This window comes from Ramlibacter cellulosilyticus, assembly GCF_014297465.1.
Taxonomy (GTDB): domain Bacteria; phylum Pseudomonadota; class Gammaproteobacteria; order Burkholderiales; family Burkholderiaceae_C; genus Ramlibacter; species Ramlibacter cellulosilyticus.
Window position 1 is genome coordinate 231,633 of the sequence record NZ_JACORT010000005.1, and the last position, 26,242, is coordinate 257,874.

At 71.4% G+C, this 26,242-nt stretch carries 29 protein-coding genes; 24 read left to right on the forward strand and 5 right to left on the reverse strand.

From position 1 onward, the window contains the following. Positions 1-38 precede the first annotated feature (38 nt). Genes H8N03_RS13865 through H8N03_RS13875 form a run of 3 tightly spaced genes read left to right on the forward strand, consistent with a single transcriptional unit; the run spans position 39 to position 3,267 of the window. Positions 39-791: a metallophosphoesterase family protein gene (locus tag H8N03_RS13865; protein ID WP_187076773.1), complete on the forward strand. Its 753-nt coding sequence runs from the start codon at positions 39-41 to the stop codon at positions 789-791. Then, positions 788-2,218, forward strand: a complete 1,431-nt coding sequence (locus H8N03_RS13870) for a serine/threonine protein kinase (protein ID WP_187076774.1) — start codon at positions 788-790, stop codon at positions 2,216-2,218. Before H8N03_RS13865 ends, H8N03_RS13870 begins: the two co-directional genes overlap by 4 nt. Further along, positions 2,215-3,267: a zinc-binding dehydrogenase gene (locus H8N03_RS13875; RefSeq protein ID WP_354005123.1), complete on the forward strand. Its 1,053-nt coding sequence runs from the start codon at positions 2,215-2,217 to the stop codon at positions 3,265-3,267. Before H8N03_RS13870 ends, H8N03_RS13875 begins: the two co-directional genes overlap by 4 nt. A 7-nt stretch (positions 3,268-3,274) precedes the next feature. Here the strand turns inward: H8N03_RS13875 and H8N03_RS13880 are convergent, their stop codons facing one another. Continuing rightward, a complete protein-coding gene (locus tag H8N03_RS13880) occupies positions 3,275-3,538 on the reverse strand; it encodes a DUF4242 domain-containing protein (RefSeq protein WP_187076775.1) in 264 nt (87 codons plus the stop codon). A 131-nt stretch (positions 3,539-3,669) separates the two neighbouring features. Between H8N03_RS13880 and H8N03_RS13885 the strand changes: the two genes are divergently transcribed. Further along, positions 3,670-4,560, forward strand: a complete 891-nt coding sequence (locus H8N03_RS13885) for a LysR family transcriptional regulator (RefSeq protein WP_187076776.1) — start codon at positions 3,670-3,672, stop codon at positions 4,558-4,560. A 41-nt stretch (positions 4,561-4,601) separates the two neighbouring features. Beyond that, a complete protein-coding gene (locus tag H8N03_RS13890) occupies positions 4,602-5,228 on the forward strand; it encodes an HAD family hydrolase (RefSeq protein ID WP_187076777.1) in 627 nt (208 codons plus the stop codon). A 110-nt stretch (positions 5,229-5,338) separates the two neighbouring features. Here the strand turns inward: H8N03_RS13890 and H8N03_RS13895 are convergent, their stop codons facing one another. Then, complete coding sequence (locus H8N03_RS13895; RefSeq protein WP_187076778.1) at positions 5,339-6,547, reverse strand: ABC transporter substrate-binding protein; 1,209 nt, start codon at positions 6,545-6,547, stop codon at positions 5,339-5,341. Positions 6,548-6,795: 248 nt separating this feature from the next. Here H8N03_RS13895 and H8N03_RS26345 point away from each other — a divergent pair, with 248 nt between their 5' ends. Both H8N03_RS26345 and H8N03_RS13900 read left to right on the forward strand, forming a co-directional pair. After that, on the forward strand, positions 6,796-6,930 hold the full coding sequence (locus H8N03_RS26345; protein WP_354005124.1) for a hypothetical protein: 135 nt from the start codon (positions 6,796-6,798) through the stop codon (positions 6,928-6,930). A gap of 9 nt (positions 6,931-6,939) precedes the next feature. Continuing rightward, the gene (locus H8N03_RS13900) at positions 6,940-7,134 is read left to right on the forward strand and encodes a hypothetical protein (RefSeq protein WP_187076779.1); all 195 of its coding nucleotides are present in this window, start codon (positions 6,940-6,942) and stop codon (positions 7,132-7,134) included. Positions 7,135-7,137: 3 nt separating this feature from the next. Here H8N03_RS13900 and H8N03_RS13905 read toward each other — a convergent pair whose 3' ends face one another. The 3 genes from H8N03_RS13905 to H8N03_RS13915 form a co-directional block, all read right to left on the reverse strand. Continuing rightward, positions 7,138-8,301: a zinc ribbon domain-containing protein gene (locus H8N03_RS13905; protein WP_187076780.1), complete on the reverse strand. Its 1,164-nt coding sequence runs from the start codon at positions 8,299-8,301 to the stop codon at positions 7,138-7,140. A 90-nt stretch (positions 8,302-8,391) separates the two neighbouring features. Next, complete coding sequence (locus tag H8N03_RS13910; RefSeq protein WP_187076781.1) at positions 8,392-8,772, reverse strand: hypothetical protein; 381 nt, start codon at positions 8,770-8,772, stop codon at positions 8,392-8,394. Between the two features lie 78 nt (positions 8,773-8,850). Beyond that, on the reverse strand, positions 8,851-9,882 hold the full coding sequence (locus tag H8N03_RS13915) for an AI-2E family transporter (RefSeq protein ID WP_187076782.1): 1,032 nt from the start codon (positions 9,880-9,882) through the stop codon (positions 8,851-8,853). 189 nt (positions 9,883-10,071) lie between these two features. Here H8N03_RS13915 and H8N03_RS13920 point away from each other — a divergent pair, with 189 nt between their 5' ends. The 17 genes from H8N03_RS13920 to H8N03_RS14000 all read left to right on the forward strand — a co-directional run bounded on the left by H8N03_RS13920 (position 10,072) and on the right by H8N03_RS14000 (position 26,240). Next, the gene (locus tag H8N03_RS13920) at positions 10,072-10,503 is read left to right on the forward strand and encodes a hypothetical protein (RefSeq protein ID WP_187076783.1); all 432 of its coding nucleotides are present in this window, start codon (positions 10,072-10,074) and stop codon (positions 10,501-10,503) included. 3 nt (positions 10,504-10,506) lie between these two features. Next, the gene (locus H8N03_RS13925) at positions 10,507-10,881 is read left to right on the forward strand and encodes a DUF1622 domain-containing protein (RefSeq protein ID WP_187076784.1); all 375 of its coding nucleotides are present in this window, start codon (positions 10,507-10,509) and stop codon (positions 10,879-10,881) included. A gap of 108 nt (positions 10,882-10,989) precedes the next feature. Continuing rightward, the gene (locus tag H8N03_RS13930) at positions 10,990-12,825 is read left to right on the forward strand and encodes a glycoside hydrolase family 15 protein (RefSeq protein WP_187076785.1); all 1,836 of its coding nucleotides are present in this window, start codon (positions 10,990-10,992) and stop codon (positions 12,823-12,825) included. After that, positions 12,825-13,751, forward strand: a complete 927-nt coding sequence (locus tag H8N03_RS13935; protein WP_187076786.1) for a cation diffusion facilitator family transporter — start codon at positions 12,825-12,827, stop codon at positions 13,749-13,751. The genes H8N03_RS13930 and H8N03_RS13935 overlap by 1 nt, the downstream gene beginning before the upstream one ends. Continuing rightward, on the forward strand, positions 13,738-14,400 hold the full coding sequence (locus tag H8N03_RS13940; RefSeq protein ID WP_187076787.1) for a cytochrome c3 family protein: 663 nt from the start codon (positions 13,738-13,740) through the stop codon (positions 14,398-14,400). The genes H8N03_RS13935 and H8N03_RS13940 overlap by 14 nt, the downstream gene beginning before the upstream one ends. Positions 14,401-14,404: 4 nt before the next feature. Continuing rightward, the gene (locus H8N03_RS13945; protein ID WP_187076788.1) at positions 14,405-17,179 is read left to right on the forward strand and encodes a 4Fe-4S dicluster domain-containing protein; all 2,775 of its coding nucleotides are present in this window, start codon (positions 14,405-14,407) and stop codon (positions 17,177-17,179) included. A 3-nt stretch (positions 17,180-17,182) separates the two neighbouring features. Continuing rightward, positions 17,183-18,553: an NrfD/PsrC family molybdoenzyme membrane anchor subunit gene (nrfD, locus tag H8N03_RS13950; protein WP_187076789.1), complete on the forward strand. Its 1,371-nt coding sequence runs from the start codon at positions 17,183-17,185 to the stop codon at positions 18,551-18,553. Further along, on the forward strand, positions 18,550-19,077 hold the full coding sequence (locus H8N03_RS13955; protein WP_222622981.1) for a DUF3341 domain-containing protein: 528 nt from the start codon (positions 18,550-18,552) through the stop codon (positions 19,075-19,077). Before nrfD ends, H8N03_RS13955 begins: the two co-directional genes overlap by 4 nt. Further along, the gene (locus tag H8N03_RS13960; RefSeq protein ID WP_187076790.1) at positions 19,074-19,685 is read left to right on the forward strand and encodes a c-type cytochrome; all 612 of its coding nucleotides are present in this window, start codon (positions 19,074-19,076) and stop codon (positions 19,683-19,685) included. The genes H8N03_RS13955 and H8N03_RS13960 overlap by 4 nt, the downstream gene beginning before the upstream one ends. Next, positions 19,682-20,662 carry a hypothetical protein gene (locus H8N03_RS13965; protein WP_187076791.1) on the forward strand — a complete coding sequence of 327 codons (981 nt, stop codon included), beginning with the start codon at positions 19,682-19,684 and terminating at the stop codon, positions 20,660-20,662. The genes H8N03_RS13960 and H8N03_RS13965 overlap by 4 nt, the downstream gene beginning before the upstream one ends. Beyond that, positions 20,652-20,987, forward strand: coding sequence for a hypothetical protein (locus tag H8N03_RS13970; RefSeq protein ID WP_187076792.1), 336 nt, complete (start codon positions 20,652-20,654; stop codon positions 20,985-20,987). The genes H8N03_RS13965 and H8N03_RS13970 overlap by 11 nt, the downstream gene beginning before the upstream one ends. Continuing rightward, entirely contained in the window at positions 20,984-21,757 is a 774-nt protein-coding gene (locus H8N03_RS13975) for a thioredoxin domain-containing protein (RefSeq protein ID WP_187076793.1), read from the forward strand. Before H8N03_RS13970 ends, H8N03_RS13975 begins: the two co-directional genes overlap by 4 nt. Further along, the gene (gene coxB / locus H8N03_RS13980; protein ID WP_187076794.1) at positions 21,754-22,704 is read left to right on the forward strand and encodes a cytochrome c oxidase subunit II; all 951 of its coding nucleotides are present in this window, start codon (positions 21,754-21,756) and stop codon (positions 22,702-22,704) included. Before H8N03_RS13975 ends, coxB begins: the two co-directional genes overlap by 4 nt. Continuing rightward, complete coding sequence (gene ctaD, locus H8N03_RS13985) at positions 22,701-24,296, forward strand: cytochrome c oxidase subunit I (protein ID WP_187076795.1); 1,596 nt, start codon at positions 22,701-22,703, stop codon at positions 24,294-24,296. Before coxB ends, ctaD begins: the two co-directional genes overlap by 4 nt. Beyond that, complete coding sequence (locus H8N03_RS13990; RefSeq protein WP_187076796.1) at positions 24,293-24,913, forward strand: cytochrome c oxidase subunit 3; 621 nt, start codon at positions 24,293-24,295, stop codon at positions 24,911-24,913. Before ctaD ends, H8N03_RS13990 begins: the two co-directional genes overlap by 4 nt. Beyond that, positions 24,910-25,254, forward strand: a complete 345-nt coding sequence (locus H8N03_RS13995; protein ID WP_187076797.1) for a cytochrome C oxidase subunit IV family protein — start codon at positions 24,910-24,912, stop codon at positions 25,252-25,254. Before H8N03_RS13990 ends, H8N03_RS13995 begins: the two co-directional genes overlap by 4 nt. After that, positions 25,251-26,240 carry an SDR family oxidoreductase gene (locus H8N03_RS14000; protein WP_187076798.1) on the forward strand — a complete coding sequence of 330 codons (990 nt, stop codon included), beginning with the start codon at positions 25,251-25,253 and terminating at the stop codon, positions 26,238-26,240. Before H8N03_RS13995 ends, H8N03_RS14000 begins: the two co-directional genes overlap by 4 nt. The last annotated feature ends 2 nt before the right edge of the window (positions 26,241-26,242 follow it).

Here is a 26,242-nt window from a genome sequence, read left to right on the forward strand (position 1 = left end):
ATGTAGGACGACGCGGGCTTTTGCGCCATCATGGCGCGGTGAAGCTGGCCCTGCTGTCCGACCTGCACGCCAACCTGCGCGCCCTGCGCGCCTGCCTCGCGCACGCGCGGCAGGCCGGCGCCACCCGCTTCGCGGTGCTGGGCGACAGCGTGGGCTACGGGCCGGAACCGGTGGCGGTGCTGCGGGAAGTGATGGCGCTGCGGGACGAGGGCGCCGTCGTCCTGCAAGGGAACCACGACGAAGCCGCCTGCCGTCCGCCAGCCGGGGACCGGACCGCGGAGGAAGTCTCGTCGCGCTGGACGCATGCGCAGCTCGCGCCGGCGCATCGCGACTGGCTCGCTGCGCTCCCGCTCACGGCACGCGTGGGCGACGCGCTCCTCGTGCACGCCAGCGCGCACGAGCCCGCACGCTGGGAATACGTGGACCGTCCCGCGCTCGCGCAGCGCTGCCTGGACGCAGCGCAGGCCACCCACGGCGTACGCCAGGTGTTCTGCGGCCACGTGCACGAACAGCAGCTCTATTACGGCGGCGCGGACGGCCGGCTGCAGGCCTTCACGCCCGTCCCCGGCGTGCCCGTGCCACTCGCTGCCCACCGCGGGTGGGTGGCGCTGGTGGGCTCCGCCGGCCAGCCGCGCGACGGCGACGCGCGCGCCATGTACGCGCTGCTTGACGTGGCGCAGGGCCGCCTCGCCTTCCACCGCGTACCGTACGACCATGCGGGGGCTGCCGCGGCGATCCGCGCGGCGGGACTGCCGGAGGCTTTCGCGCGAAGACTGGAGCGGGGACGATGACGCGGCTGCAGGCAGGCTCGGTGGTGGACGGCTTCGTGGTCGGCCCGCGCGTGCACGCCGGCGCGATGGCGGAGCTGTACCGCGTCACCTACGACGGCGGCCGCCCGGACCCGGGCTTCCCCATGGTGATGAAGGTGCCGCGCATGGGCGGCGGCGAAGGCGCGGAGAACCTCGTCGGCTTCGAGGTGGAGCAGCAGATGCTGCAGGTGCTCGAAGGCCCGCACGTGCCGCGCTTCGTCGCGGCCGGCGACCTGGCCCGCCTGCCCTTCCTCGTCATGGAATACGTGGAAGGCCGCACGCTGCAATCCCTCCTCGACGAAGCCGCGGCGGCGCGCCAGCGGCCCGCACCGGAAGCCATCGCGCGCTGGGGCCGCGCGGTCGCGCTCGCCGTGCACAGCCTGCACCAGCAGAACGCCGTGCACCAGGACCTCAAGCCGGCCAACGTGCTCCTGCGCGCCGACGGCCGCTGCGTGCTGATCGACTTCGGCCTGAGCTGGCATGCGCACTATCCCGACCTGCTCGCGGCGGAGATGCGGCCCGCGATCGGCTCGCCCGCGTGGATGGCGCCGGAGCAGGTGGTCGGCGTGCGCGGCGACCCGCGCAGCGACCTGTTCGCGATCGGCGCGATGCTGTACGAGCTCGCGACCGGCGAGCTTCCCTTCGGCGAGCCCGTCACGCAGGGCGGCCTGCGCCAGCGGCTGTGGATGGACCCGGCGCCGCCACGCGCGCTGCAGCCGGCGTGTCCGCCCTGGCTGCAGGAGGTGATCCTGCACTGCCTCGAGCCGGAAGCGGCGCAGCGGCCGCCGTCGGCCGCGCACCTGGCATTCGACCTCGCGCATCCCGAGGAGGTGGACGTGGGCACGCGCGGCCAGCGCACCACGCGCACGCCGTGGACGCAGCAGCTGCGGCGCTGGATCCGCGCCGCCGGCCTGCAGTACCAGCCCAGTCCGCAGCCCAGCGAACGCGTCGGCGAAGTGCCCATCGTCATGGCCGCCGTGCCGCACCACGAGACGACGGACGCGGGGCTCTACGCGCTGCGCCAGGCGGTGAAGCGCTCGCTCGGCATCCGGCCCGGCGCGCGCCTCGCCTGCGTGACGGTCGTGGCGCCCGGGATCCAGGACGACGAAGCGGCGCTGCACCGCCACCACGGCGAGCAGCTGCGGCAATGGGCGCGCGGCCTGGACCTGCACGGCCACCAGGTGTCTTTCCAGGTGCTGCAGGCGGAGGATGTCGCCGGCGCCCTGCTCGCCTATGCGCGCGCGAACCACGTCAGCCTGATGGTGCTGGGCGCGGCCACGCACGGCCTGGCGCTGCAGCGGTGGATCCCGACGGTGCCCGCGCGCATCGCCGCCGAGGCGCCCTGCAGCGTGCTGCTGGTGCGCGACGCGCCGCCGCTCGCACTTCTGGGCCAGCCCGCCCCCGCGTGAAGCGCCGCAAGCGGATGCTCGCGGAAATCCTGGAGGACAATGCCGGCCTCGACCGCAACCCGGAATTCAGGGGGACATGGATGCGTGCCTGGTGGATGAACGTGGGCGACACCGACGCCCGGCTCGAACTGCGCGAAACGCCGGTGCCGCAGCCCGGCCCGCGCCAGATGCTGGTGCGCGTGCGCGCGGCCGGCCTGAACCGGGGCGAGTTCATCGTCGGCGGGCTGGTCAAGGCCGGCAGCAGCAAGGCGATGGGCATCGAGGGCGCCGGCGAGGTGGTGCAGGTTGGCAGCGAGGTCACGCGCTTCCGCGCAGGCGACCGCGTGATGGGCCGCTTCCCCGGCGCGCTCGCGGAACAGGTGCTCGCGGACGAAGCGCAAGCGATGGCCGTCCCCGCGAACCTCTCGTGGGAAGAAGCGGGCGGCCTGCCCACCACGTACATGGTGGCGCACGACATGCTGTTGCTGCAGGGCGGCCTGCAGGCGGGCGGCTGGCTGCTGGTGACGGGCGTGAGCGCGGGCGTGGGCGTTGCAGCGCTGCAGATCGCAAAGGCGATCGGCGCCAGGGTGATCGGCACCTCCGGCTCGCGCGAGAAGCTGGAGAAGCTGCGCGCGCAGGGACTCGACGTCGGCCTCTGCACGCGCCGGCCCGACTTCCACGCCCAGGTGATGGATGCCACCGGCGGCGCCGGCGTGAACCTCGTCGTCAACAACGTGGGCGGTTCCGTGTTCGCCGAGTGCGTGCGCTGCCTCGCCTTCGAAGGCCGGCTCGCCACCGTCGGCTACGTCGACAAGGTGCTGCAGGCCGAGATCGACCTGCAGGCGCTGCACGCGAAGCGGCTCGTGCTCTTCGGCGTGTCGCAGAAGATGACGAGCCCCGCGCAGAAGGCCGAAGGCACGCAGCGCTTCGTGCAGGACATGCTGCCCCTGGTGGCTTCCGGCAAGCTGCGCCCGCTGATCGACCGCCGTTTTTCCTTCGACGACGTGCCGGCCGCGCGCGCACGCATGGAAGCCGATGCGCACCTCGGAAAGATCGTGATCGCCGTGTAGTGCCACCCTACGGCCGCAGGTCGAGCGCGGGGCGCACCCGGTCGAAGGGGATCTGCGCCTTGCGGTTCAGCGCCTCGACGCTCTCGCAGCTGCCGCTTTCGAACAGGCACATGCAGCGGCCGTCCTCGGGGACGAAGGTCGTGCGCAGGTAGTGGATGGGCGTGCCTGCGGCGGTCATCTCCGCGGCGGTGCGGATCGCCCGCTGCTGCGCGGCGGCGAGCTGGTCCATCGGAATGCCCTTGAGCGAACGCTCGACCATGAAGACTTCCATGACGCGACTCCTGTGGGTGAAGGGAGCGCCATGATGGTCGCGGGCCGCGGCGCGCGGAAGGGTCGCGCGCTTATGGATCCATAAGCGCGCCGCCTTGACCGGCGCGCGAGCGCGCTGCTACCGTGCATCGCATGGAACTGCAGCAGATCCGCTACTTCCTCGCCGTGCAGCGGCACGGCAGCTTCTCGCGCGCCGCCGAGGACTGCGACGTGTCGCAGCCCGCGCTCACGCAGGCGGTGAGGAAGCTGGAGGAGGAAGTCGGCGGCGAACTGTTCCACCGCGAAGGCAAGCGGCTCGTGCTGACCGCGCTGGGCCGCCTGATCCAGCCCGCGCTGGAGCAGGCGGTCGTCGGCGCGCAGAGCGCGCGCAGCCTCGCGGAGAACTTCAAGCTGCTGCGGCAGGCGCCGCTGCGACTGGGCCTGCAGACCACGATCGGCCCGACGCGCATCGCATCCTTCCTCTCCGTCTTCCACCGCCGCCAGCCCGGCGTGGAGATCACCGTGGAGGACGGCACACCGGTGGCCTTGCTGGACAAGCTGGAGCGGGGCGAACTGGACTTCGCGCTGCTGAGCGGCGCGCAGCCGATCGCCGAAGCCTTCCGCTACGAGACGCTCTATGCGGAACCCTATGTGGTCGTGCTGCCTGCCGGCCACGTGCTGGGGCGGCTGCCGCAGATCCGCCTGGCGGACGTCGACGGGGAAGCCTACGTGGACCGGCTGTCCTGCGAGATGCGCGAGGCGGTGATGGCGCTGTCGCGCGACGCCGGCATCAACCTCTACGCCACTTTCCGCAGCGAGCGGGAGGACTGGGTCGAGGCGATGGTGCAGGCGGGCCTGGGCTTCGCGTTCATGCCGGCGTACTCCATCCGTTCGCGCGACCTGCACCAGCGCCCGCTGGTGGAACCCGCCGTGCAGCGCGACGTGCTGGCCGTGGACGTGCGCGGCCGCGTGCGGACGCCCGCCGCGCGGCTGTTCCTCGAAGAGATCAAGGCGTTCGCGTGGCTCCCGGCGCCAGGCGCCTGAGCCTTGGCCGATGTGCGCCGCCGCCGGCGGACAATCCCGGCATGCAAGAGACTTCCGCGCCCGTGCGCGCCGTGCTGTTCGACCTGGGCGGCGTGCTGCTGGACATCGACTTCGGCCGTGCCGTCGCCGCCTGGACGCGGCACTCGCGCCTGCCGCCGCAGCAGGTGCGCGAACGCTTCGCGTTCGACGAGCCCTTCCGCCACCACGAGACGGGGCGCCTGGACGACGCCGCTTACTTCGCCCACCTGCGCCAGGCGCTGGACCTGGACTGCGAGCTCTCCCAGGTGGAAGCCGGCTTCAACGCCATCCTGATCGGCGAGATCACCGAGACCGTCTCGCTGCTGCAGGCCCTGCGCGGCCGCGTGCCCTGCTACGCGATCAGCAACACGAACCCCGCCCACGTGCTGCACATGCGGCGCGCCTTCCCCGGCTTCCTCGACCGCTTCGACCACGTCTTCACCTCGCACGAGATCGGCCACCGCAAGCCGCAGCCGGAGAGCTTCGCGCACGTGCTGCAGGCGATCGGGTTGCCGGCGGGGGAGGTGCTGCTGTTCGACGACCTCGCGCCGAACGTGGAAGCCGCCCGCGCGCTCGGCCTGCAGGCGGTGCTGGTGCGCAGTCCGGCCGACGTGCGAAAAGGGCTGGCCGATCGGGGGCTGCTGTCCTGACGCCAAAGAAAAGGCCACGGCGCAACCGCACCGTGGCCTGAAGTTGGCAACCGCGAGGAACAGGAGTCCGCCCGCAGTACTGTCATTCTATACAGTCTTTCGGCGGCCGCTCACTTGGTCGAGACCACTTCCTTGCGGCGGATGATGCTCGCGCGACGCTCGTCTTCCTTGTACGCGTAGCCACGCTCGCCGCCGCGCCACGTGCCGAGCCACAGCATGTTCCCCGAAATCGCATCGTGGTCGGTCGGCGAGAACGCGCGGTCGTAGGTCGTGACCACGCCGCGGTAGATGTTCGACGGGTTCTCCAGCGCGCGCTTCAGCGCCGGGCCACTGAGGTCGCCCTTGGAGTCGAACATGGCGCGCAGCAGCAGGTGGATGCTGTCGTAGGTCTGGGCGGCGGACATCATCGAGCCGATGGGCGCCTCCTTGCTCAGCTTGGCGTAGTTGCGCAGGAAGGTGGAGTTGCGCTCCAGGAAGATGTTCGGCAGCACCGTCTGCACCATGTAGCCGCCGTCCACCCGGCCCTGCGACACGGCGTACGCGGACGCGTGCGACAGGCCCCAGGGCCCGAACTGCGGCACCTTCCAGCCGATCGCCGCCCGCGCCGCGGAGATGACGCCCTGCTCCGGGCCGACAGTCCAGCCGATGAGCGCATCGGCGCCGGAGTCGCGCAGCTGCTTCATTTCCTCCTCGAGGTTCTTCACGCCCACCTTGAAGCGCACGACCGCCGAGGGCTTGAGCCCCGCGCGCTGCAGCGCCGCCTCCAGGTCCTTCAGCCCGGCGTCGCCGTAGCCGGAAGCGTCGACCAGCAGGGCGACGCTGCGCAGCCCGCGCTTGACGATCTCGTCGACGAGGAACTGCGTCTGCAGCTGGTCGCGTGCCGAGGTGCGGAAGATGTAGCTCTCGGCCGGCGGGTACTTCGCGGTGATCGCCGTGCCCGTGGCGCAGGGCACCATCAGCACGCTCTTGTTCGCCTGGAACACGTCCAGCGCCTTCATCGCCACGCCCGTGTTGCAGAAGCCCACGGTGGCCACGACCTTCTCGCGCGTCACGAGCTCCTGCGCGTGCTTCAGGCCGGTGTCGTTGTCGGCCTGGTCGTCGCGGATCACCAGTTCCAGCTTGCGGCCGAGGTAGCCGCCCACCTCGTTGATCTCGTTGACGGCCACCTGCGCGCCGACGCGCGCGCTGTTGCCCATGTCGGAGGAACCGCCGGACAGCGGCACGATGAGGCCGATCCGCACGTTGGGTGCGCCCTGGGCATGGGCGCCGAGTGCGAGGACGCCGGCCAGCAAGGCAGGCAGCAGGGAGGCACGTGACACGGTTCTCTCCTTCGGGTTGGTAACATGAAGTTACGACCCGAGCCCGGCAGTAGCAACCGAAAATTCCTCCGCCCCGTGAAATGCCTGTCGATTCCGTCAGGTTGAATTAAGCGTTTTCCTTAACGGTTGCGGAAAGACCCTCTCCCCGCCCATGGGGTAGCATGGGACGAGGAACGCGCCGAAGCCCTGGTGAAAGCAGTGGCGAGCAACCGACAGGCCCTGCGCAGCCTGTGCAACCGGAGGACACCGTGGCCAAACCGAATTACGCGTTCGAGAAGCGGCAGCGCGAGCTGGAGAAGAAGCGCAAGAAGCAGGAGAAGGAGCAGCGCAAGGCCGCTCCGCAGAACGCGCCCGTGCAGCCGCCCGTGGCAGAGCCCAAGTAGGCCCGCCGCATGAAGGACGAGGTCAAGACCAAGGTGCGACCGGACGGACTGCGGTACGAGTCCAAGAGCGTCGGCACCGACTTCCCCGGTCCGTACGGAGGCACCATGAGCTGCTTCCTGTGCGGCCAGCACATGCCCCGTTCGCGCCTGGCGCCTTTCAAGGTGGCGGGTGCGCAGCAGTTCCGCTGCCGCAACGGCTGCTGACGCCTAGACCGCCACGCCCCGCCGGCTGAAGATCTCGCGGATGGCCGCCGCGTGCGTGCCATCCTGCGAGAGCAGTTTCGCGAACGTCGCGGCGAGCTCGCGCGGCGGCACCGCCGGGCGCAGCCTGAACCATGCATCCAGGATCAGCTTGTCCGCGGCGCGCTGCCCGAGGATCTGGCGGATCTCCCAGAAGGCAGCGCCCCAGATCTCCGTGCCGTCGACGAGCGCCGACTCGTGCCCCGGGCGGATTTCGCTGAACCGGCGCTGGTTCGTCAGCTTCCAGGCCGACACCGCCGGCGTCTCCGCCCGCCCCACGAAGCTGCACGGCAGGTACCAGGCGATGCCGGATTCCAGGGCGTAATGCTCCGGGGAATTCCCGAGCTTCCTGCCGCCCATCAGCACGTGGTGCATGTACTCGCGGTAGAGCACGATCGGCTCCGTGACGTACTTGCTGTCGATCACCATCCGGCGCTTGTCCGGCTCGTAGTAGGCCACGGCCCCCTGCTTCTGCAACAGGTCGCCGCGCACGTCGAGCTCCACGCGTTCCTTCGTCTGGCCGTACCCGAGTTCGCCCAGGTACTGCTGGTAGCCCGTGAACGCCGCCTGGATCTGCGCCTTCTGCGACGCGGAAACGTTGGACGTGGGGGAGATCCCTACCTTCTCGCCGATCTGGTCCACGCGCCTGGTCAGCGAATCCAGTTGCGCGGCGATGGCGGTCGTGTCGCGCAGCCGCGCACTCAGCTTGTCGTATTCGAGCGCGAGCTTCTCGCTGTCGCCCTTCAGCTTCTCCGCGCTGCTGCCCGCGGTTTCCAGCTTCTTCGTGACCTCCGCCTGCGCCCGCTGCACCTGCGAGGTGAAGTCCGAGTAGGTCTTGATGCCCAGGATGGCGAGCACCAGCAGCACGAGGGCCGCGGGCACGCCGACGAAGAAGCCGAACAGCTTCGCCCAGTCGGTCAGGCGCGCGGCGATGGCCTGCGCCGTCTCCACCTCCAGCAGCTTCTGGTCCTTGAAGCGCGCCGCCACCGCCGCCTCGACCTGCTGGCGCATCGCGCCATCGACGTACTCGCGCACGGTCGCGGCCTCGGGCTGCAGCCCGAACCCGCACGCCCCGCAGAACCGGTTGCCATCGGGGCTCGCCGCCTGGCACCGCGGACACTGGATCGTCATGCGCCACCTCCCCGGGAATGCGGGGAGTATGGGATGCGGTGCGCGGCGCGGCCATCCCCGGTTGGGGTAGCGCGCCCGCCCGGCCGGCCGCTACTTCGTCGCCTTCGGCTTCGGTGACCGGCGCGCGGCCTCGGCCGCTGCCTGCTCCGCGTGCTTCTCCGCACGCGAGCGACGGGCCTTGGGCTTCTTCACGTCCTTGGCGTGCGCGTCCTTCTCCGCCTTCGGCCTTTCCTTCGGCTGGGCGTGGTGGGTGCGCACCAGGCGGTCGAGGGCGGTCGGCCGCGGCAGCTGCGCCTGCGCGTGGCGCTTCTCCCGCTCCTCCTTCAGCTGGCGGCGCTCCTCGAGCAGGGCGGCTTCGGCCTCGGAGGGCTCGTCACCGGCGGCGGCTTCCATCCGGCGCGCCATGGCGCGGTGCAGCGCCTGGCCGTTGCTCGCGATCTTCTTGCTCAGCGTTGCGGTGCGGATCGGCATGTGCAACTCCTCGAAGTGGAGGGGAAGCACTGTAGGCCAAGCCGCAACGGGGCGCCAGTGGGCTGCACCGCTGCGGGCTCACCGGCGCGCGGGTGCGCCTTCGAGCGCTGCCTCCACGTACAGCGCCTTGACGAGCAGCATGGCCACGACGGCCAGCGGCGTCGCGAGGAGCACGCCAGTGAGTCCGAACAGGCCGGCCGCGACCACCACGCTCACCACGCCGACCGCGGGCGGCAGGTGCACGGTGTGGCGCTGCACGAGCGGCACCACCAGGTTCCCCTCCACCTGCTGGATCGCGAGGACCAGGATGGCAACCTGCATCGCCACCTGCGGGCCTTCGGAAAGCGAGAGCAGCACCGCGAGGCCGCCGGAGACGATCGGTCCGAAGAAGGGAACGAAATCGAGCATCGCCGCGACGATGCCGAGCACCAGCGCGAGCGGCACGCCGAGGAGCGACAGCCCGACGCCGGTGGCGAGGCCGACGAAGGTCATCGAGAGCGCCTGGCCCTTGAGCCAGCCGCGCAGCCCGCCGCCACAGCAGTCCAGCGCGTCGCCGACCGCGCGACGATGCGCCGTCGGCAGCAGGCGCAGCAGGCCTTGCCGGTACAGCTGCGGCTCGGCCGCGATGAAGACCCCCACGAGCAACACCAGCAGCGTGTCGCCCGCGATGCCCAGCGTCAGCCCCGCAGCGCCGGCCACGCGCGACCACGAGACGTCGTGCGCGCGCACGTCGTCCCAGAGCTGCACCACGTAGGGGCCGACCGGGCTCGTCTCCAGCCACGCCCGCGCGGCCGCGAGCGCGCCGGGCAGCCGCGACGCCAGTTCGCCCGCCTGCGCGACGAGCACGCCACCGACGAACCAGCCCAACGCGGCCAGCAGCGCGCACGCGAGGATCACGCAGACGATCACCGCCAGCCGGTGGGACAGGTGGGTGAGCCGCCGCACGCGCCCGGCCAGCGCGACCAGCACCGTGGCGACGAGCAGGCCTGCGAAGACCAGCAGGAACAGGTGGCGCAGGTGCCAGGCGGCGAGGGCCAGCGCCAGCAGGGCGATGGTCACCAGCACCTTGCCGGGGTAGCTCATGTCGTGCGGGCGCGGCGGTCCTTCCATCGCGACGATTCTGCGTCAGCGCGCGCACGCGCGGGTCCGACCTTGCGCGCGCCACCGCCGAGGCCGGGACGCCTCGACGGCGGCAAGATGCATTTGGGCCAAATCCATACAGGGCGCGTCGGCGCAGGCCTATGCCCCGGACGCGCCAGCACTCCGAGCATGGTGGCAGCTCCATGCAAGGACGACGCCATGCCTGCCTCGAAACACCTCTTCCTGTCCGTGCTGCTGGCCGCAAGCGCCGCCGTGCACGCCGCCGGCGCCGGCCGCGCCGATCCCGTCCCGAAGTCGCCCGTGCTCGGGCCACCCTCGCCCAACGGCGTCATGGGCGGCACCTTCCCCAGCGCGATTCCGCCCGGGCGTCAAGGCGAAGGGTTCGTGCCCCAGGACCTGCCCGTGATCGAGCACGCCGGCAGGATCGGCGACTCGCCCGTGCTCGGCCCGAAGGGCGACGACGGCGTGATGGGCGGCACCTTCCCGAGCGTGCTCGCCGCACGCGGCATCCCGCTGGGTTCGAAGCGGCCGATCGAGGAGGAAACGGGCAAGCTGCACGAGTCGCCCGTGATCGGGCCGCCCGGTCCCACCGGCGGCACGTTCCCGAGCGCGCTGCCCGGCTGGCGCTGAACGATGTTCGCCAGCTTCGAAGAGGGCGTGCGCGCCGGCGTCGAATGGTTGCGCCTGGGGGTGGAGACCCTGGGCGCGCTGGTCATCGCCGTGGGCGTGCTGCTCGCCATCGCAGGCCTCGCGCGCCATGCCTTGCACGAGCGTGGCCGCAGCTTCACGCCGATCCGGCTCGCGTTCGCGCGCTACCTCACGCTCGCGCTCGAACTGCAGCTCGCCGCGGACATCCTCTCCACCTCGGTCGCACCCACCTGGGAGCGCATCGGCAAGCTCGCGGCCATCGCGGTGATCCGGACTGCGCTGAACTACTTCCTCAGCAAGGAGATCGAGCAGGAGCGGCGCCAGGAAGGCGTGGTGCCGTCGAGTCCGGAAAAGGGCTGAAGACTCCGTCACACAACAAACCGCGTCGGTGATACATTCGCGACAAATACATCCAACAGGAATCCGCGGCGGGCATCTTCCGCCGGTCGCGGGCGCCGGGGAGATCGCGTGTCCTTGGGACCACCGAGCATCGGAGACCATGCCGCCATCGGGGACTGCCGGTCCCTTGCGCTCGTCTCGCGGCACGGCAGCATCGACTGGTTCTGCACTCCCGTCTTCTCCGCGCCTTCGGTGTTCGGCGCGCTGCTCGACGCGGAGCGTGGCGGCCACTACCTGCTCGCGCCACCCGCCCACACTCTGCTGTCCGTCCCGCAGCAGCAGTACGAACCCGGCAGCAACGTTCTGCGCACGACCTACACGTGTGCAGGTGGAACCGTCGAGGCGCTCGACTTCATGCCGGTCGCCGAGGCAGGCGCATCCTCGGACGAGCGCGTCCCGCAACAACTGATCCGGTCCCTGCGCTGCACGGGCGGCGAAGTCGAGCTCGCCGGCCGGTTGCAGCCCCGTCCTGCCTATGCGGCGCGGCAGGTCGCGTGGCGGGCGCTGCACCCGCAGGCATGGCGCTGCGACGCGGACGGCTTCAGCCTCTCCTTCTGTTCCACGCTGCCGTTCCGTGCCGAAGGGCAGGACCTCGTCGCTTCCTCGCGCATGCGCGAGGGCGAGCGGCACGTGAGCCTCATCCAGGCCCCGGCGGCAACGCGCATCAACGTCGCCGCCCTGGCCACCGATGTGGAGGAGCGCCTGGCAAGCACCCTCGCCTGGTGGCGCGCCTGGTGCGGCCGGTGCACCTACCGCGGTCCGCATGCAGGGGACGTGGTGCGCAGCGCGCTCACCCTGAAGCTGCTCACCTATCGTCCGAGCGGCGCAGTCGTCGCCGCCGCCACCACGTCCATCCCGGAAGGCCCCGACGGCCGCCGCAACTGGGACTACCGCTACTGCTGGCTGCGCGACACCTCGCTGGTGCTGCACGCCTTCGTCGATCTCGGCTACGTGGGCGAGAGCGACGCGTTCCTGCGCTGGCTGCTGCACGCGACCCGCAGCACGGGCGACCGCCTGCAGGTCGTCTACGACGTGCACGGCGAACCCCTGCTGGCGGAGCACGTCGTGGGAAGCCTCGCGGGGTACCACGGCATCGGGCCGGTGCGCATCGGCAATGCGGCGTCGGGCCAGGTGCAGCACGACGTGTACGGCGAGGTGCTGCTGACCGCCTGCGAGCACGCACGCGCCGGCGGCATGCTCGATCCGGGCGAGAAGCAGCTGCTCGCGCGCCTCGCGCACCGGATCTGCGCAATCTGGCGCCAGCCGGACCAGGGCATCTGGGAAGTCCGCCTGCCTCCGCGGCACAACACGCATTCCAAGCTGATGTGCTGGGCGGGGCTGGACCGCGCGCTCTGGCTGCACGACCGGCACGGCGTGCCCCTCGACCGCGCGCATGTCGCGCGCGAACGCGAGCTGCTGCGCGCCGACATCGACGCGAGCGGCTTCGACGCCTCGCTGGACAGCTACGTCGGCGTGTACGGCACCCAGTGGGCGGATGCGAGCCTGCTGCTCATTCCGCGCCTGGGCTACCTGCCGGCGCGCGACCCGCGCGTGCTCGGCACGGTGCAGCGCATCTTCCGCGAGCTGTCGGTCAAGGGCCTGCTGTACCGCTATCCGCCCGACCAGGGCTACGACGGCGTTTCGGGCGAAGAGCACCTGTTCGCCATCTGCAACTTCTGGGCGGTGGACTGTTTGGTGCGGCAGGGTCGCGTCGACGAGGCGCTGCGCATGTACGAGCGGCTGCTCTCGCTGCGCAACCACGTGGGGCTCTACGCGGAGGAATTCCGCGTGGAAAACGGCACGCCCATGGGCAACTTCCCGCAGGCGTTCAGCCACGTCGGCCTGATCACCGCCGCCCTGGCGCTGGGCCAGGCCATGGGCGTCGCACGCGCGGGAGCAGCGTGATGGCGGAGTCCCGCACCGCCTTGTACGGCGCCATGGCCGCCAACGTCGCGATCGCCACGACGAAGTTCGTCGTCGCGGCCGTGACCGGCAGCTCGGCGATGCTCTCCGAAGGCGTCCACTCGCTGGTCGACACGGGCAACAGCGTGCTGCTGCTCGTGGGCGAGCACCGCAGCCGGCAGGCGCCTTCGGCCCAGCACCCGTTCGGCTACGGCAAGGAGCTGTACTTCTGGAGCCTGATCGTCGCGGTCCTGATCTTCGGGGTGGGCGGCGGCGTTTCGTTCTACGAAGGCGTGCTGCACGTGCGCGACCCGCATCCGCTGGAGGGCGCGCACTGGAGCTACGTCGTGCTCGGCGCCGCCGCCGTGTTCGAAGGCATCAGCTTCGGCATCGCCTGGCACGCATTCGCGCGCGAACGCGGCAGCCGGCCGTTCTGGCAGGCACTGCGCGGCAGCAAGAACCCCGCGGTGTACACGGTGCTCGCGGAAGACGGCGCCGCCCTGCTGGGGCTCGCGGTCGCGGCGATCGGCGTGTTCTGCAGCCATGCGCTGGACATGCCGCGCCTCGACGGCGCCGCGTCGATCGTGATCGGGCTGCTGCTCGCGGGGGTGGCCGTGCTGCTGATCCGCGAGTCGCGCGGCCTGCTGGTGGGCGAAGGCATCCGGCCGGAGACGGTGCAGGCCATCGTCCAGATCGCGCGTGGGGAACGCGGCGTCGAACAGGTGGGGCGCGTGCTCTCCATGTACATCGGTCCCGAGGAGGCGCTGGTGACCTTCGACGTGGCCTTCGCGGCCGACCAGCCCGTGGAGGACGTGGGGGCCGCGATCAAGCGCATCGAAGCCGCGATCCGCGCGCGCTTCCCCACGCTGCGCCGCATCTTCATCGAGCCGGTGTCCGCCGTGCCTGGAGCGGAGCATGGCCAGCAGTGAGCGCGACCAGGTGTTCAGCCGCCGCGTCGAGCTGGGGATCAAGCTCGGCGTGCTCGCGCTCTTCCTCTCCTTCCCCGCGCTGGTGGCCTACGGCGTCTGGCGGGAGAGCAGCTACCAGGCGATCGGCGAACCGGTCGCGCAGCCCATCCCCTTCAGCCACAAGCACCACGTGGGCGACGACGGCATCGACTGCCGCTACTGCCACACGCAGGTGGAAACGAGCCGCCACGCCGGCCTGCCCGGTTCCAGCATCTGCCTCACCTGCCATTCGCAGCTGTACACGCAGGCCGCCGTACTGGAGCCCCTGCGCGAAAGCGCGCGGACGGGCCAGCCCATCCCCTGGCGGCGGGTGCACACGCTGCCGGACTTCGTCTTCTTCGACCACGGCGTGCACGTCGCCAAGGGTGTCGCCTGCCACGAGTGCCACGGCCGCATCGACCAAATGCCGCTCACGTGGCGCGCCCAGCCGCTGCAGATGCAGTGGTGCATCGCCTGCCATCGCGATCCGGCACCGCACCTCCACCCGCGCGACCAGGTCTTCGCCATGCCGCCGCCGCGGGTGTCCGAACGGCAGGCACAGGACCTCGCCCGCCTGATGCAACTGGAGAGCACGCGGCGGCTGACCGACTGCTCCACCTGCCACCGCTGACGCCATGGACACCACGCCGCAATCCCTCGTGTTCCACCGCGCGGTACCGGGCGCGATCACGCGCCGCCGCGCCATGGCGTGGATGGCCGCTTCGGCCGCCCTCGCGAGCGCCGGCTGCAGCCCGCCGGAACGCGGACGGATCCTGCCGTGGGTCGACATGCCCGAGGCGCGCGGGGCGAGCGACCCCGTGTACTACGCCAGCGCCGTGCTGCGCGACGGCTTCGCGCAAGGCGTGCTGGTGGGCACGCAACTCGGGAGGCCCATCAAGGTGGAAGGCAATCCGGCGCATCCTTCGTCCCTGGGCGCGACGGACCCCTTCGGGCAGGCGGCGGTGTTGCAGCTGTGGGACCCGGACCGCTCGCAGGCGGTGGTGCAGCGTCTCGCGCCGGTCGGCACGCCGAATGCGACGCAGGCCGCAGGCCTCTCGAGCTGGCCGGCGTTCGAATCTGCATGGCGTCCGCTCGCAGGGCGGCTGCAGGCGCAGCGCGGCGCCGGCCTGCGCATCCTGAGCGGGCCGCTCACCTCGCCGACGCTGCGCGCGCAGCTCGCGCGATGGCTGCACGCCCTGCCGCAGGCGCGCTGGCACCAGCACGCGGCCCTGGCGGACGCGACTGCGACCGAGTGGACCCTGTCCGCGTTCGGCACGCCCGCGCACCCGGTGGCGCGGTTCGACCGGGCGCGCTGCGTGGTCGCGCTCGGCGGCGATCCGTTCTCGGAAGGCGCGGCCTGCGTGCGGCACGCCGCCGACTGGGCACGCCTGCGTCGCGAAGGGCGCACGCCCGTGCTGTTCGCCGTGGAAGTCGCACCGGGCCTGTTCGGCGGGCGGGCCGACCGGCGCATCGCGCTGGCGCCGCGCGAGATCGATGCGCTGGTACAGCGCCTGGCCGCGGACGCGCCGGACTCCGCGTTCGAGGGCGAGCTGCTGCAGGCGATGCGCGCAGCGGGCCCGGACCTGCTCCTGCTGCCCGGCCCCGGACTGGATGCTGCCAGCCATGCCGCGGTGCACGCGATGCACGACCGCGCGGGCGCGACCAGCCGCACCTTGTCGTGGCTGCCCCCCCTCGCCTGGGCGCCGGAGGCGGGCACCTTGCGCGAGCTGGTGGACGCCATGCTGGCGGGTGCCGTCGACACGCTCGTGATGCTCGACGCCAATCCCGTCTACGACGCGCCCGGCGCGCTTGCCTTCACGCAGGCCCTGGAGCAGGTGCGGTTCACTGTGCACGCCGCGACGTATCGCGACGAGACGGCGCGCGCGAGCGCCTGGCACCTGCCCGTGTCGCATGCCTTCGAGCAATGGAGCGACGCCCTCGCGCACGACGGCACCGCCACGCTGCTGCAGCCAGCCATCGCGCCGCTGTACGACACGCGCGCACTGCACGAGATCGTGGCGCTGCTCGCCGGCGAAGACGCGCGCGAGGGCCACGCGCTCGTGCAGGCGACCTGGCGCGCGGCGTGGGGCGATGCGTTCGACGAACGCTGGCGCGAGAGCTTGGGGGCGGGGGTCGTGCGGGACAGCGCGCCTGCGCCGATCGCAACCCCCGCCGCCCCGGCGCCCCGGCAGCGGGAACGCGCGCGCGTGCCCGACGGCGAGCTCGCCGCGGTGTTCCGCCCCGACCCTTCCGTCCTCGACGGTCGCCACGCGAACAACGCCTGGCTGCAGGAACTGCCGCGCCCCTTCACGAAGCACACCTGGGACAACGCGGCCTTCCTCGGCCCGCGCACGGCCGACGCCGCGGGCCTCGCCACCGGCGACCGCGTGCGCGTGTCGGCCTTCGGCGCGCACGTGGATGCGCCGGTGTGGGTCGGCGCCCTGCATGCCGAAGGCGTGGTCACGCTGCCCCTGGGCTACGGCCGGCGCGCGGCGGGACGCGTCGGCAACGGCGTCGGCTTCGATGCCTATCGCGTCCGCCCCTTGCGCGACGTGGATGCCGCCGTGCGCTTGCAGAAGCTGCCCGGCGGCGGCCACGCCTTCGCCCTCACGCAGAACACGCAGGACCCGTCGGGCCGCGAACCGGCGCGCAGCCAGTCCGCGAACGCGAGACGCCCCGGCCCGCCCCACCCGGTGCCGTCGCTCTATCCCGGCTACGCATCGCCCGACCATGCCTGGGCCATGGTGATCGACCTCGATGCCTGCATCGGCTGCAACGCCTGCACCATCGCCTGCCAGGCGGAGAACAACATCCCCGTGGTCGGCAAGGAGGAGGTCGCGCGCGGCCACGAGATGCACTGGATCCGGGTGGACCGCTACGACAGTGCGCTGCCCGGCGGCAGCATCTTCCAGCCCGTGCCCTGCATGCACTGCGAGAAGGCGCCGTGCGAACTCGTGTGCCCCGTGGGCGCCACGATGCACGACGACGAGGGCCTCAACGTGCAGGTCTACAACCGGTGCATCGGCACGCGCTTCTGCTCCAACAACTGCCCGTACAAGGTGCGGCGCTTCAACTTCCTGCAGTACACCGACGCGCAGACCGAGTCCCTCAAGGGCCAGCGCAACCCCGAGGTCACCGTGCGCAACCGCGGCGTGATGGAGAAGTGCACCTACTGCCTGCACCGCATCGCCCGCGCGCGCCAGCACGCGCAGGCGCAAGGCGTGCCGCTGGCCGACGGCGACGTGGTCACCGCCTGCCAGGCCGTCTGCCCCACGCAGGCCATCCACTTCGGCGACCTGCGCGATCCCGCGAGCGAGGTGCTGCGGCTGCGCGCATCGCCACGCCATTACGTGCTGCTGGAGGAGCTCGACACCCGGCCGCGCACGACCTACCTGGCCCGCAGGACCTGAGCGATGGCCGAGCCCCCCATCGTCTCCCGCGACATCGGCGTGCTGCGCGCGGGTTGGGGCTACGCGAGCATCGGCGACAAGATCAGCGACGCCGTCCTGACCCGGCCGCTGCGCTGGCCCTGGCTCGCCGCTTTCCTCGGCACCTTCGTGGGCACGCTGGTGCTGCTCGGCGCGATGACCTACCTGTTCCTCACCGGCGTGGGCATCTGGGGCGTGAACATCCCGGTGGGCTGGGGCTTCGCGATCGCCAACTGCGTGTGGTGGATCGGCATCGGCCACGCCGGCACCTTCATCTCCGCGATCCTGCTGCTGCTGCGGCAGAAATGGCGCACCTCCATCAACCGCTTCGCCGAAGCGATGACGCTGTTCGCGGCCGCGATGGCGGGCCTCTTCCCCATCCTGCACCTGGGGCGGCCCTGGTTCTTCTACTGGCTCGCCCCTTATCCCGACCGCATGAACCTGTGGCCGCAGTGGCGCAGCCCGCTCGTGTGGGACTTCTTCGCCATCGCCACCTACATCACCGTTTCCTTCCTGTTCTGGTACATGGGGCTGATCCCGGACCTGGCGACCTTGCGCGACCGCGCGCACGCGCGCTGGAAGCAGGCCGCCTACGGCCTGTTCGCGCTCGGCTGGCGCGGCGAGGCGCGCGATTGGGCGCGGCACCAGTCCGCCTACCTGCTGCTGGCCGGCATCGCGACGCCGCTGGTGGTGTCGGTGCACTCGGTCATCTCGCTGGACTTCGCCATCGGCAACACGCCCGGCTACCACTCCACCATCTTCCCGCCCTACTTCGTGGCGGGTGCGCTGTTCTCCGGCTTCGCGATGGTGCTCACGCTCGCGATCCCGCTGCGCCGCGCCTTCGGGCTGTACGACTTCATCACGGACGTGCACCTGGACCACGCCGCCAAGGTGATGCTCGCCACCGGCGCGCTGGTGGCCTACGGCTACGCGAGCGAGACCTTCATGGCCTTCTACAGCGGCGACGCCTACGAGATCGCAATGACGGTGGACCGCTGGACGGGGTTCTACGCGCCGGTGTACTGGACCATGCTCGCGATCAACGTGCTGCTGCCGCAGGTGCTGTGGTTCCGCCGCGTGCGGCGCAGCGCGGGCGCGCTGTTCGCGCTCAGCCTCGTGGTCAACCTCGGGATGTGGATGGAGCGCGTCGTGATCGTGGTGCAGAGCACCTCGCACGATTTCCTGCCTTCGGCCTGGGGCCGCTTCGTGCCCACGGTCTGGGACTGGATCATGCTGCTCGGCTCGATCAGCGCCTTCGCGTGGCTGTTCCTGGTGTTCATCCGCCTGCTGCCGGCGATCTCGATCTCCGAGATGCGCGAGCTCGCCCGCGAGAGCGTGCGGGAGGACGCGCGATGAAACCCTGGGCACTGATGGCGGAGTTCGCGGGTGCCGACGCCTTGCTGGCCGCGGCACGGCGCGCGCGCGCCGCCGGCTACCGGCACGTCGAGGCCTATTCGCCCTTCCCGGTCGAAGGCCTGGCCGAGACGCTCGGCTACGCGCGCACGCCGGTACCCTTCTGGACCTTCCTCGGCGCCCTCGGGGGCGGCACCGGCGGCTACTTCATGCAGTGGTATTCGGCCGTGGTCGACTACCCCGTGAACATCGCCGGGCGGCCCTTGCACAGCTGGCCCATGTTCATCCCGCTCACCTTCGAGCTGGCGGTGCTCGGGGGCGCGCTCGCGGCGGTCGTGGCCTTCCTCGCCGCCAGCGGCCTTCCGCGGCTGCGCCACCCGCTCTTCGCCTCGCGCGATTTCGACCTCGCCACGCGCAACCGCTTCTTCCTGTGCCTGCGCGGCGACGACCCCGCCTTCGATGCGCAGCAGACGCGCGACTTCCTGCAGTCGCTGCAACCCCTGGCCTGCATCGAGGTGGCGCCATGAAATGCGCCTGCGTCCTCCTCGCGGTGCTGGCGCTGGCCGGTTGCGAACGCTCCATGCACGACATGTACCGGCAACCGCGCCTGGACCAGGGCGAAGCGAGCCCGCTGTTCCCGGACGGGCGCGGCGAGCGCCCGCCGCCCGCGGGAAGCGTGCCGGTCGCAGCCGGCACGCTGGCGATGACGAGCAGCGGCCGCAAGGGCCGCGAACTCCCGCTCGCCTGGCAGGTCGCCTCCGAACGCCAGGCGCTGCCGGCGGTCACCGACACGCTGCTCGCCCGCGGCCAGGAGCGCTACGGCATCTACTGCCTGCCTTGCCACGGCGCGGTCGGCGACGGCGACGGGCCGGTCGTGCGGCGCGGCTTCCCGCATCCGCCCAGCTACCACGAGCAGCGCCTGCGCGACGCACCGGACCGCCACTTCCACGACGTGATCACCAACGGCTACGGGATCATGCATTCCTATGCGGACCGCGTGCCGCCGCAGGACCGCTGGGCCATCGTGGCGTACATCCGCGCGCTGCAGTTCAGCCAGCAGGCACCGGTCGCGCAACTGCCGCCCGCCGTGCGCGCGAAGCTTCCCGGCGGCGGGCCGGCCGGAGGCCCGCGATGACGCGCCTGCTGCTCGCCGCGTGGCTCGCCGCCTGGTGGTGGTGCCTGGGCCTCGTGCTCGGCTGCTTCGCCAATGCGTGGACCAGCCGCCTGTCCGGCGGCGCGTGGGGCGTGCCGGTGCAGGCCAGCGCCTTGCTGCTGCGGCGGGCGCTGCCCTGGTTGCTGCTCGCCATGCTGCCGCTCGCCCTCGGTCACGCGTGGCTGTATCCGTGGGCGTCCGGCGACGCCTGGCTCGCGCACTACGCGCGTCCGGCCTTCGTCCGCACCTGGCTGTCCTCGCCCTTCTGGCTCGCACGGCTTGCCGTCTATGCGCTCGCCTGGTGGTGGATCACCCGCCCGGCCAGCCTCGCGAGCAAGGGGCGGGCGGCCGCCGCGCTGCTGCTGCACGTGCTCCTCACCTCCCTGGCTTCCGTCGACCTGCTGATGGCGCTCGTGCCGCGCTGGTTCAGCACCGCCTTCGGGCTGGTGGTGCTGTCCGTGCAGGCCCTGTCCGGCGCCGCGGTGGTCGCCCTGCTCGCGCGTGCGCCCGGGCAGCGCAGCGCCGGGGGCGTGCCGGTCTCGCGCGACCTCGGCAACCTGCTGCTGATGTGGGTCATGAGCTGGGCCTACCTCGCCTTCATGCAGTTCCTGATCATCTGGGCCGAGAACCTGCCGGCGGAAGTCACCTGGTACGTGCCGCGCCTGCAGACCGGCTGGAGCGCGGTCGGGGTGGCCCTGGCGCTGCTGCAACTGGCGGTTCCCTTCGTGCTGCTGCTGTTCCGCGCCGTGAAGGACCGGCCGCAGCGCCTGCGCCGCGTGGCCGCACTGCTGCTCGCCGCCAGCGCACTGGATGCGACCTGGATTGTCCTGCCCTCGGTCGACCCGCACACCTGGCACGGGTGGTGGCTGTTTCCGGCGGTGTTCCTCGCCGCGGCGCTGCTGCTGTGGAGCGTGCTGCGGCGCCACGTCGCCGGCATGGAGGCGACGCATGCGGGATGAGATCGCCGTGCGGCCCATCGCGTGGGTCGGCGCCTCGATCGCCGCCGTCGTGGCGCTCGTGGTCGTGGCCGTGTTCCTGCTGCTGCGCCTGTGGAACGCCGACCCTGGCGCCGACCGCGTGCGCATGCGCGAGACCGTGCTCGTCCCCGGCCCGGTGGTGCAGAGCGCGCCGCAAGAGGACCTGCGGGCCTATCGCGAGGAAAAGCGGCGCATCCTCGAAAGCGCCGCGTGGGTGGATGCGCAGCGCGGGATCGCGCGCATCCCGATCGCGGATGCGATGGCCATCCTGGCCGCTTCGGCGCCACGCGCGGAGGCCACCCGATGAAGGCCTGGACCGGCGCGCTGCTCCTCGCGTTCGGCACGGCCGCGGCGCAACCCATCCCCTCGCCTGCCGGCGTGTCGCTGGACCAGCGTATCGGCAAGCCGCTCCCCTTGACGACGCAAGTGCGCGACGCGCGCGGCCACGCGGCGCACCTCTCCGACTTCTTCGCCGCCCGCACGCCGGTGCTTCTGGTGCTCGGCTACTACCGCTGTCCGCAGCTGTGCGGCCTGGTCATGCACAGCCTGCTGGAAGGGCTGCACCGCACCGGCCTCCCCGCTGCGCAATGGCGCATCGTCGGCCTGAGCCTCGCGCCCGACGAAGGCCCCGAAGATGCCGCCCGCCGGAGTGAACAGGACCTCGCCTACGCCCGCTGGCTGCAGGACGGCGGCGTCCTGCCGCGCCTGGACCTGCTGGTCGCCGCGCCGGACGACGTGCACCGCATCGCCGACGCGGCCGGCTTGCGCTACGCGCCGCGGGACGACGGCATCTCCCATCCGGCCACGGTGGTCCTGCTCACGCCGGAGGGCCGGGTCGCCCGCTACTTCAACGGCGTCGGCCTGGACGCGCCGCAGCTGCGTGACGCCCTCGTCCAGGCCAGGGAGGGAAGGCTCGGCACCTGGAGCGAGCGGCTCGCGCTCCTGTGCAGCCACCTCGATCCAGGTAGGGGCCGGCACACGGGCGCCGTGATGGCGGCGCTGCGCCTGACCGGCATCGCGGCGCTGGCCCTGTGGGCGGCGCTCGCCTGGCGGCAGTCGCGGCGGAGGCAGCGATGAACGACACGGACGCGCGCCTGAGCGCCACCTTCCGCCTGCTGCAGCAGAGCGCCTCCAGCATCGCGGACCGGACCGACCTGCTCTTCACGGGCATGCTGCTGCTCACCGGTGCGATCGCCCTCGCGATTTGCGCCACCATCGTCGTCTTCTGCATCCGGTACCGGCAGGGCGCGCGCGTGGAGCGCGGACTCGTCGGCCGCAAGCTCGGGCTCGAGGTGGGCTGGACGCTGGTGCCGCTCGCCCTGTTCATCGGCCTCTTCGTCTGGGCCGGCCACGACTTCGTGCGGCTGTACCAGGCGCCCGAGGACGCCCTTCCCGTGTATGTCGTCGCGAAGCAGTGGATGTGGAAGCTGCAGCACCGCAACGGCCGGCGCGAGATCAACGAGCTCCACGTGCCGCTCGGCCAGCCCGTGCGGCTCGTCATGAGCTCGCAGGACGCGATCCACAGCTTCTACGTGCCCGCCTTCCGCCTGAAACAGGACGTGCTGCCGGGCCGCTTCACCGGCCTGTGGTTCACGCCCACGCAGCTGGGCGAGTTCCACCTGTTCTGCGCGGAATACTGCGGCACGGAGCACTCGCGCATGATCGGCCGCGTCGTGGTGATGACGCCGGCGGACTACGCGCGCTGGCTCGCGTCCGGGCCGCAGGAGCCGTCGCTCGCGCAGTACGGCTTCGCGCTCTTCCGCCAGCTCGGATGCAGCGGCTGCCATGCCGCCGGCTCCACGGTGCACGCGCCCTCGCTCGCGGGCCTGCTCGGGCGGCAGGTGCACCTGCAGGACGGCCGCACGGTCGTCGCGGACGAGAACTACGTTCGTGATTCCATCCTGCTGCCCCGCAAGGACGTCGTCGCCGGCTTCGCGCCCGTGATGCCTTCCTTCGCCGGCCAGGTGAGCGAGGAGGACATCCAGGCGCTGGTCGCCTACCTGCGAGCGGGGGCGGCGCCATGAGCTACCTCGACGACGGCCACACGCTGCGCTCGTGGCTCACGAGCACGGACCACAAGCGCATCGCGATCCTCTACTCCATCGCGATCACGGCCTTCTTCTTCGTCGGTGGCGCCGCCGCCACGCTGATCCGGCTGGAGCTGGCCACGCCGGCCGGCGACCTCGTGTCGCACACCACGTACAACAAGCTGTTCACCGCGCACGGGATCATCATGGTCTGGCTGTTCCTGATCCCGTCCATCCCGGCGGTGCTGGGCAACTTCCTCGTGCCGCTGATGATCGGTGCCCGGGACCTCGCCTACCCGCGCCTCAACCTGCTGTCCTGGTACGTGTACTGCGCGGGCGGGCTGGTGATCCTGGTGGCCCTCGCACTCGGCGGCGTGGACACCGGCTGGACCTTCTACACGCCGTACTCCACGATGTTCTCCAACAGCTGGGTCACGGTGACGCTCACCGGCGTGTTCATCGTCGGCTTCTCGTCGATCCTCACCGGCCTCAACTTCATCGTCACCGTGCACCGCGAGCGCGCGCCGGGGCTGGGCTGGTTCCGCCTGCCGCTGCTGGTGTGGGCGCTGTACGCGACGAGCGTGATGCTGGTGCTGGCCACGCCCGTGCTGGCCATGACGACGTTGCTGGTGATCGCGGAGCGGCTGATGCAGATCGGAGTCTTCGACCCCGCGCACGGCGGCGACCCGCTGCTGTTCCAGCATCTCTTCTGGTTCTATTCGCACCCGGCCGTCTACATCATGGTGCTGCCGGCCATGGGCGTCGTGAGCGAGATCGTCCCCTGCTTCGCGCGCCAGCGCATCTTCGGCTACCGCTTCATGGCCTACGCGATCCTCGGCATCGCCAGCATCGGCTTCCTCGTGTGGGGCCACCACATGTTCGTGAGCGGCCAGTCGGTAGCCGCGAGCCTGGTGTTCTCGCTCCTGAGCTTCCTCGTCGCGATTCCGTCGGGCATCAAGGTGTTCAACTGGACGGCCACCCTCTACAAGGGGTCGATCCGCTTCGATGCGCCCATGCTGTACGCGCTGGGCTTCGTCGGCCTCTTCACCATCGGCGGCCTCACCGGCCTCTTCCTCGCGTCGCTGTCCCTCGACGTGCACCTGACCGACACCTACTTCGTCGTCTCCCATTTCCACTACATCATGGTCGGCGGCGCCGTGATGACGTACTTCGGCGGGCTGCACTTCTGGTGGCCGAAGGCGACCGGCCGCATGTATCCCGAGACCTGGGGCCGCATCGCCGCGGTGCTGGTGTTCCTCGGCTTCAACTTCACCTTCTTCCCGCAGTACATCCTGGGCGTGCAAGGCATGCCCCGGCGCTACCACACCTACCCGCCCGAGTTCCAGGTGCTGCACCTGCTCTCCTCGGCCGGCGCGGTGGTGCTCGCGCTGGGTTACCTGCTGCCGCTCTTCTACTTCGCCTGGTCCTTGCGGCACGGCCGCGTGGCGGGGCCGAACCCCTTCGAGGCGAAGGGGCTGGAGTGGCACACGCCTTCGCCGCCGCCGACGCACAACTTCGACACGCCGCCGCAGCCGCCGGAGCGCGTGTACGACTACGACCCGACGCAGCCGCGCGGGACGCCCGCATGAACACCGCGGCGCATCCGCTCGGTGGCGATCGCACCGCGCCCCGCACGCTGGGAATGTGGGTGTTCATCGCCTCCGAGCTGCTGTTCTTCGGCGCGCTGCTGGCCGCCTACCTCGCGGGCCGGCTGCACTGGCCGCACGGCTTCGGCGCCGCGAGCCGGCATACGCACGTGGTACTGGGCACGCTGAACACCGCGGTGCTGCTCACCAGCAGCGCGCTGGTGGCGCTCGCCGTCGCGTGCGCGCGCCACCACGCGCACCGCCGCTGGACGGCGCGCCTGCTGTGGGGAACGGCGTCGCTCGGCCTCGTCTTCCTGGCGATCAAGGGCGGCGAGTACGCGATGGAGTGGCGCGAGCACCTGTTTCCCGGGCCGGCGTTCGCGCTGCGGGAGCCGGGCGCGCAGTTGTTCTTCATGCTGTACTTCTTCATGACCGGGCTGCATGCCGTGCACCTCGTGTGCGGGATCGCGGCCGTGGCCGTGTTCGCGCGTGCCATCGGCGCGCGACGTGCGTGGGCCGACGCCGAGCGGCTCGACGCGGTCGCGCTGTACTGGCACTTCGTCGACGTCGTGTGGATCTTCCTCTATCCCTTCCTCTACCTCGTCGAGAGGCACGCATGAACGACGCGCAATTCCGGCGCCGCGCGCGCCACCTGCTGGTGGCCTGGGCCGCGCTGATCCTCCTGATGCTCGCCAGCCTGGGCAGCGCCTACATCCCGCTGGGAACCGCGAACGGGCTGATCGGCGCGGGCATCGCAATGTTGAAGTCGGCGATTGTCGTGTCGCTGTTCATGGGCCTGTGGAGCGCCGGCGCGCTGCTGCGCATCGTGGCCGCCACGGCGCTGGCCACGTGGTGCATCCTGCTGGCACTGGGCGGGCTGGACACCACGCAGCGGCCGCGCCTGCCCGCGCCCGCGCAGGACCCGCAGCAAGTCGCGCCGCACCTGCAGGAGGCACGATGAAGCAGCACGCACGGGGAGTGGCCGTCATCACGGGTGCGTCCGCCGGCATCGGACGCGCCACGGCGCGCGAGTTCGCGCGGCGCGGCTGGCGCGTCGCGCTGCTCGCGCGCGGCCGCGACGGGCTGGACGCGGCACGCGCCGAGGCGGAGGCGCTGGGCGCGGAGGCCCTGGTGATCCCCACGGACGTCGCCGATCCGCAGCAGGTGGAGGCGGCCGCGGCGCAAGTGGAGGCGCAGTGGGGTGCCATCGACGTGTGGGTGAACGACGCGATGGCCACCATCTTCGCCGACGCGCTGTCCATCGCGCCGGAGGACTTCCGCCGCGCGACCGAAGTGACCTATCTCGGCGCGGTATGGGGCACGCTCGCCGCGCTGCGCCGCATGCGGCCGCGCGGCCGCGGCACCATCGTGCAGGTCGGCTCCGCGCTCGCCTACCGGTCCATCCCGCTGCAGGCGCCCTACTGCGGCGCCAAGGCGGCGCTGCGCGGCTTCACGGATTCGGTCCGCTGCGAGCTCGTGCACGCGCGCAGCCGGGTCCACGTGACCATGGTGCAGCTCTCGGCCTTCAACACGCCGCAGTTCGAATGGGGGCGCACCAACCTGCACCGGCGGCCGCGGCCGATGGGCAGGATCTTCCAGCCGGAGATCGCGGCGCGCGCGGTGTACTACGCGGCGACGCACCGCCGCCGCGAACTGTGGGTGGGCTGGCCGGCGGTGCAGGCGATCCTGGGGCAGAAACTGGTGCCGGGATTGCTGGACCGCATGCTCGGGCGCACGGCGGTGGACGGGCAGCACACCGACGAGCCGATCCCGCCGGGGCGGCGCGACAACCTGTGGGAGCCGGTCCCCGGCGACCACGGCGCGCACGGCCGCTTCGATGCGCAGGCGCATGCGTCCAGCTGGCAGCAGTGGGTGGACGAGCGCAGGGCGGCGCTGGCGGTGGGCGCCCTGGCCGCTTCCGTCACGTGGCTGCTGCGCAGGAGGTGAAC

Bases quoted from the DNA above. Each gene is read 5' to 3' on its own strand.
- H8N03_RS13870 (WP_187076774.1), top strand. From the start codon at position 788: ATGACGCGGCTGCAGGCAGGCTCGGTGGTGGACGGCTTCGTGGTCGGC.
- H8N03_RS13880 (WP_187076775.1), bottom strand. From the start codon at position 3,538: ATGGAAGTCTTCATGGTCGAGCGTTCGCTCAAGGGCATTCCGATGGAC.
- H8N03_RS13885 (WP_187076776.1), top strand. From the start codon at position 3,670: ATGGAACTGCAGCAGATCCGCTACTTCCTCGCCGTGCAGCGGCACGGC.
- H8N03_RS13890 (WP_187076777.1), top strand. From the start codon at position 4,602: ATGCAAGAGACTTCCGCGCCCGTGCGCGCCGTGCTGTTCGACCTGGGC.
- H8N03_RS13900 (WP_187076779.1), top strand. From the start codon at position 6,940: ATGAAGGACGAGGTCAAGACCAAGGTGCGACCGGACGGACTGCGGTAC.
- H8N03_RS13905 (WP_187076780.1), bottom strand. From the start codon at position 8,301: ATGACGATCCAGTGTCCGCGGTGCCAGGCGGCGAGCCCCGATGGCAAC.
- H8N03_RS13910 (WP_187076781.1), bottom strand. From the start codon at position 8,772: ATGCCGATCCGCACCGCAACGCTGAGCAAGAAGATCGCGAGCAACGGC.
- H8N03_RS13915 (WP_187076782.1), bottom strand. From the start codon at position 9,882: ATGGAAGGACCGCCGCGCCCGCACGACATGAGCTACCCCGGCAAGGTG.
- H8N03_RS13920 (WP_187076783.1), top strand. From the start codon at position 10,072: ATGCCTGCCTCGAAACACCTCTTCCTGTCCGTGCTGCTGGCCGCAAGC.
- H8N03_RS13925 (WP_187076784.1), top strand. From the start codon at position 10,507: ATGTTCGCCAGCTTCGAAGAGGGCGTGCGCGCCGGCGTCGAATGGTTG.
- H8N03_RS13935 (WP_187076786.1), top strand. From the start codon at position 12,825: ATGGCGGAGTCCCGCACCGCCTTGTACGGCGCCATGGCCGCCAACGTC.
- H8N03_RS13940 (WP_187076787.1), top strand. From the start codon at position 13,738: ATGGCCAGCAGTGAGCGCGACCAGGTGTTCAGCCGCCGCGTCGAGCTG.
- H8N03_RS13945 (WP_187076788.1), top strand. From the start codon at position 14,405: ATGGACACCACGCCGCAATCCCTCGTGTTCCACCGCGCGGTACCGGGC.
- nrfD (WP_187076789.1), top strand. From the start codon at position 17,183: ATGGCCGAGCCCCCCATCGTCTCCCGCGACATCGGCGTGCTGCGCGCG.
- H8N03_RS13955 (WP_222622981.1), top strand. From the start codon at position 18,550: ATGAAACCCTGGGCACTGATGGCGGAGTTCGCGGGTGCCGACGCCTTG.
- H8N03_RS13960 (WP_187076790.1), top strand. From the start codon at position 19,074: ATGAAATGCGCCTGCGTCCTCCTCGCGGTGCTGGCGCTGGCCGGTTGC.
- H8N03_RS13965 (WP_187076791.1), top strand. From the start codon at position 19,682: ATGACGCGCCTGCTGCTCGCCGCGTGGCTCGCCGCCTGGTGGTGGTGC.
- H8N03_RS13970 (WP_187076792.1), top strand. From the start codon at position 20,652: ATGCGGGATGAGATCGCCGTGCGGCCCATCGCGTGGGTCGGCGCCTCG.
- H8N03_RS13975 (WP_187076793.1), top strand. From the start codon at position 20,984: ATGAAGGCCTGGACCGGCGCGCTGCTCCTCGCGTTCGGCACGGCCGCG.
- coxB (WP_187076794.1), top strand. From the start codon at position 21,754: ATGAACGACACGGACGCGCGCCTGAGCGCCACCTTCCGCCTGCTGCAG.
- ctaD (WP_187076795.1), top strand. From the start codon at position 22,701: ATGAGCTACCTCGACGACGGCCACACGCTGCGCTCGTGGCTCACGAGC.
- H8N03_RS13990 (WP_187076796.1), top strand. From the start codon at position 24,293: ATGAACACCGCGGCGCATCCGCTCGGTGGCGATCGCACCGCGCCCCGC.
- H8N03_RS13995 (WP_187076797.1), top strand. From the start codon at position 24,910: ATGAACGACGCGCAATTCCGGCGCCGCGCGCGCCACCTGCTGGTGGCC.
- H8N03_RS14000 (WP_187076798.1), top strand. From the start codon at position 25,251: ATGAAGCAGCACGCACGGGGAGTGGCCGTCATCACGGGTGCGTCCGCC.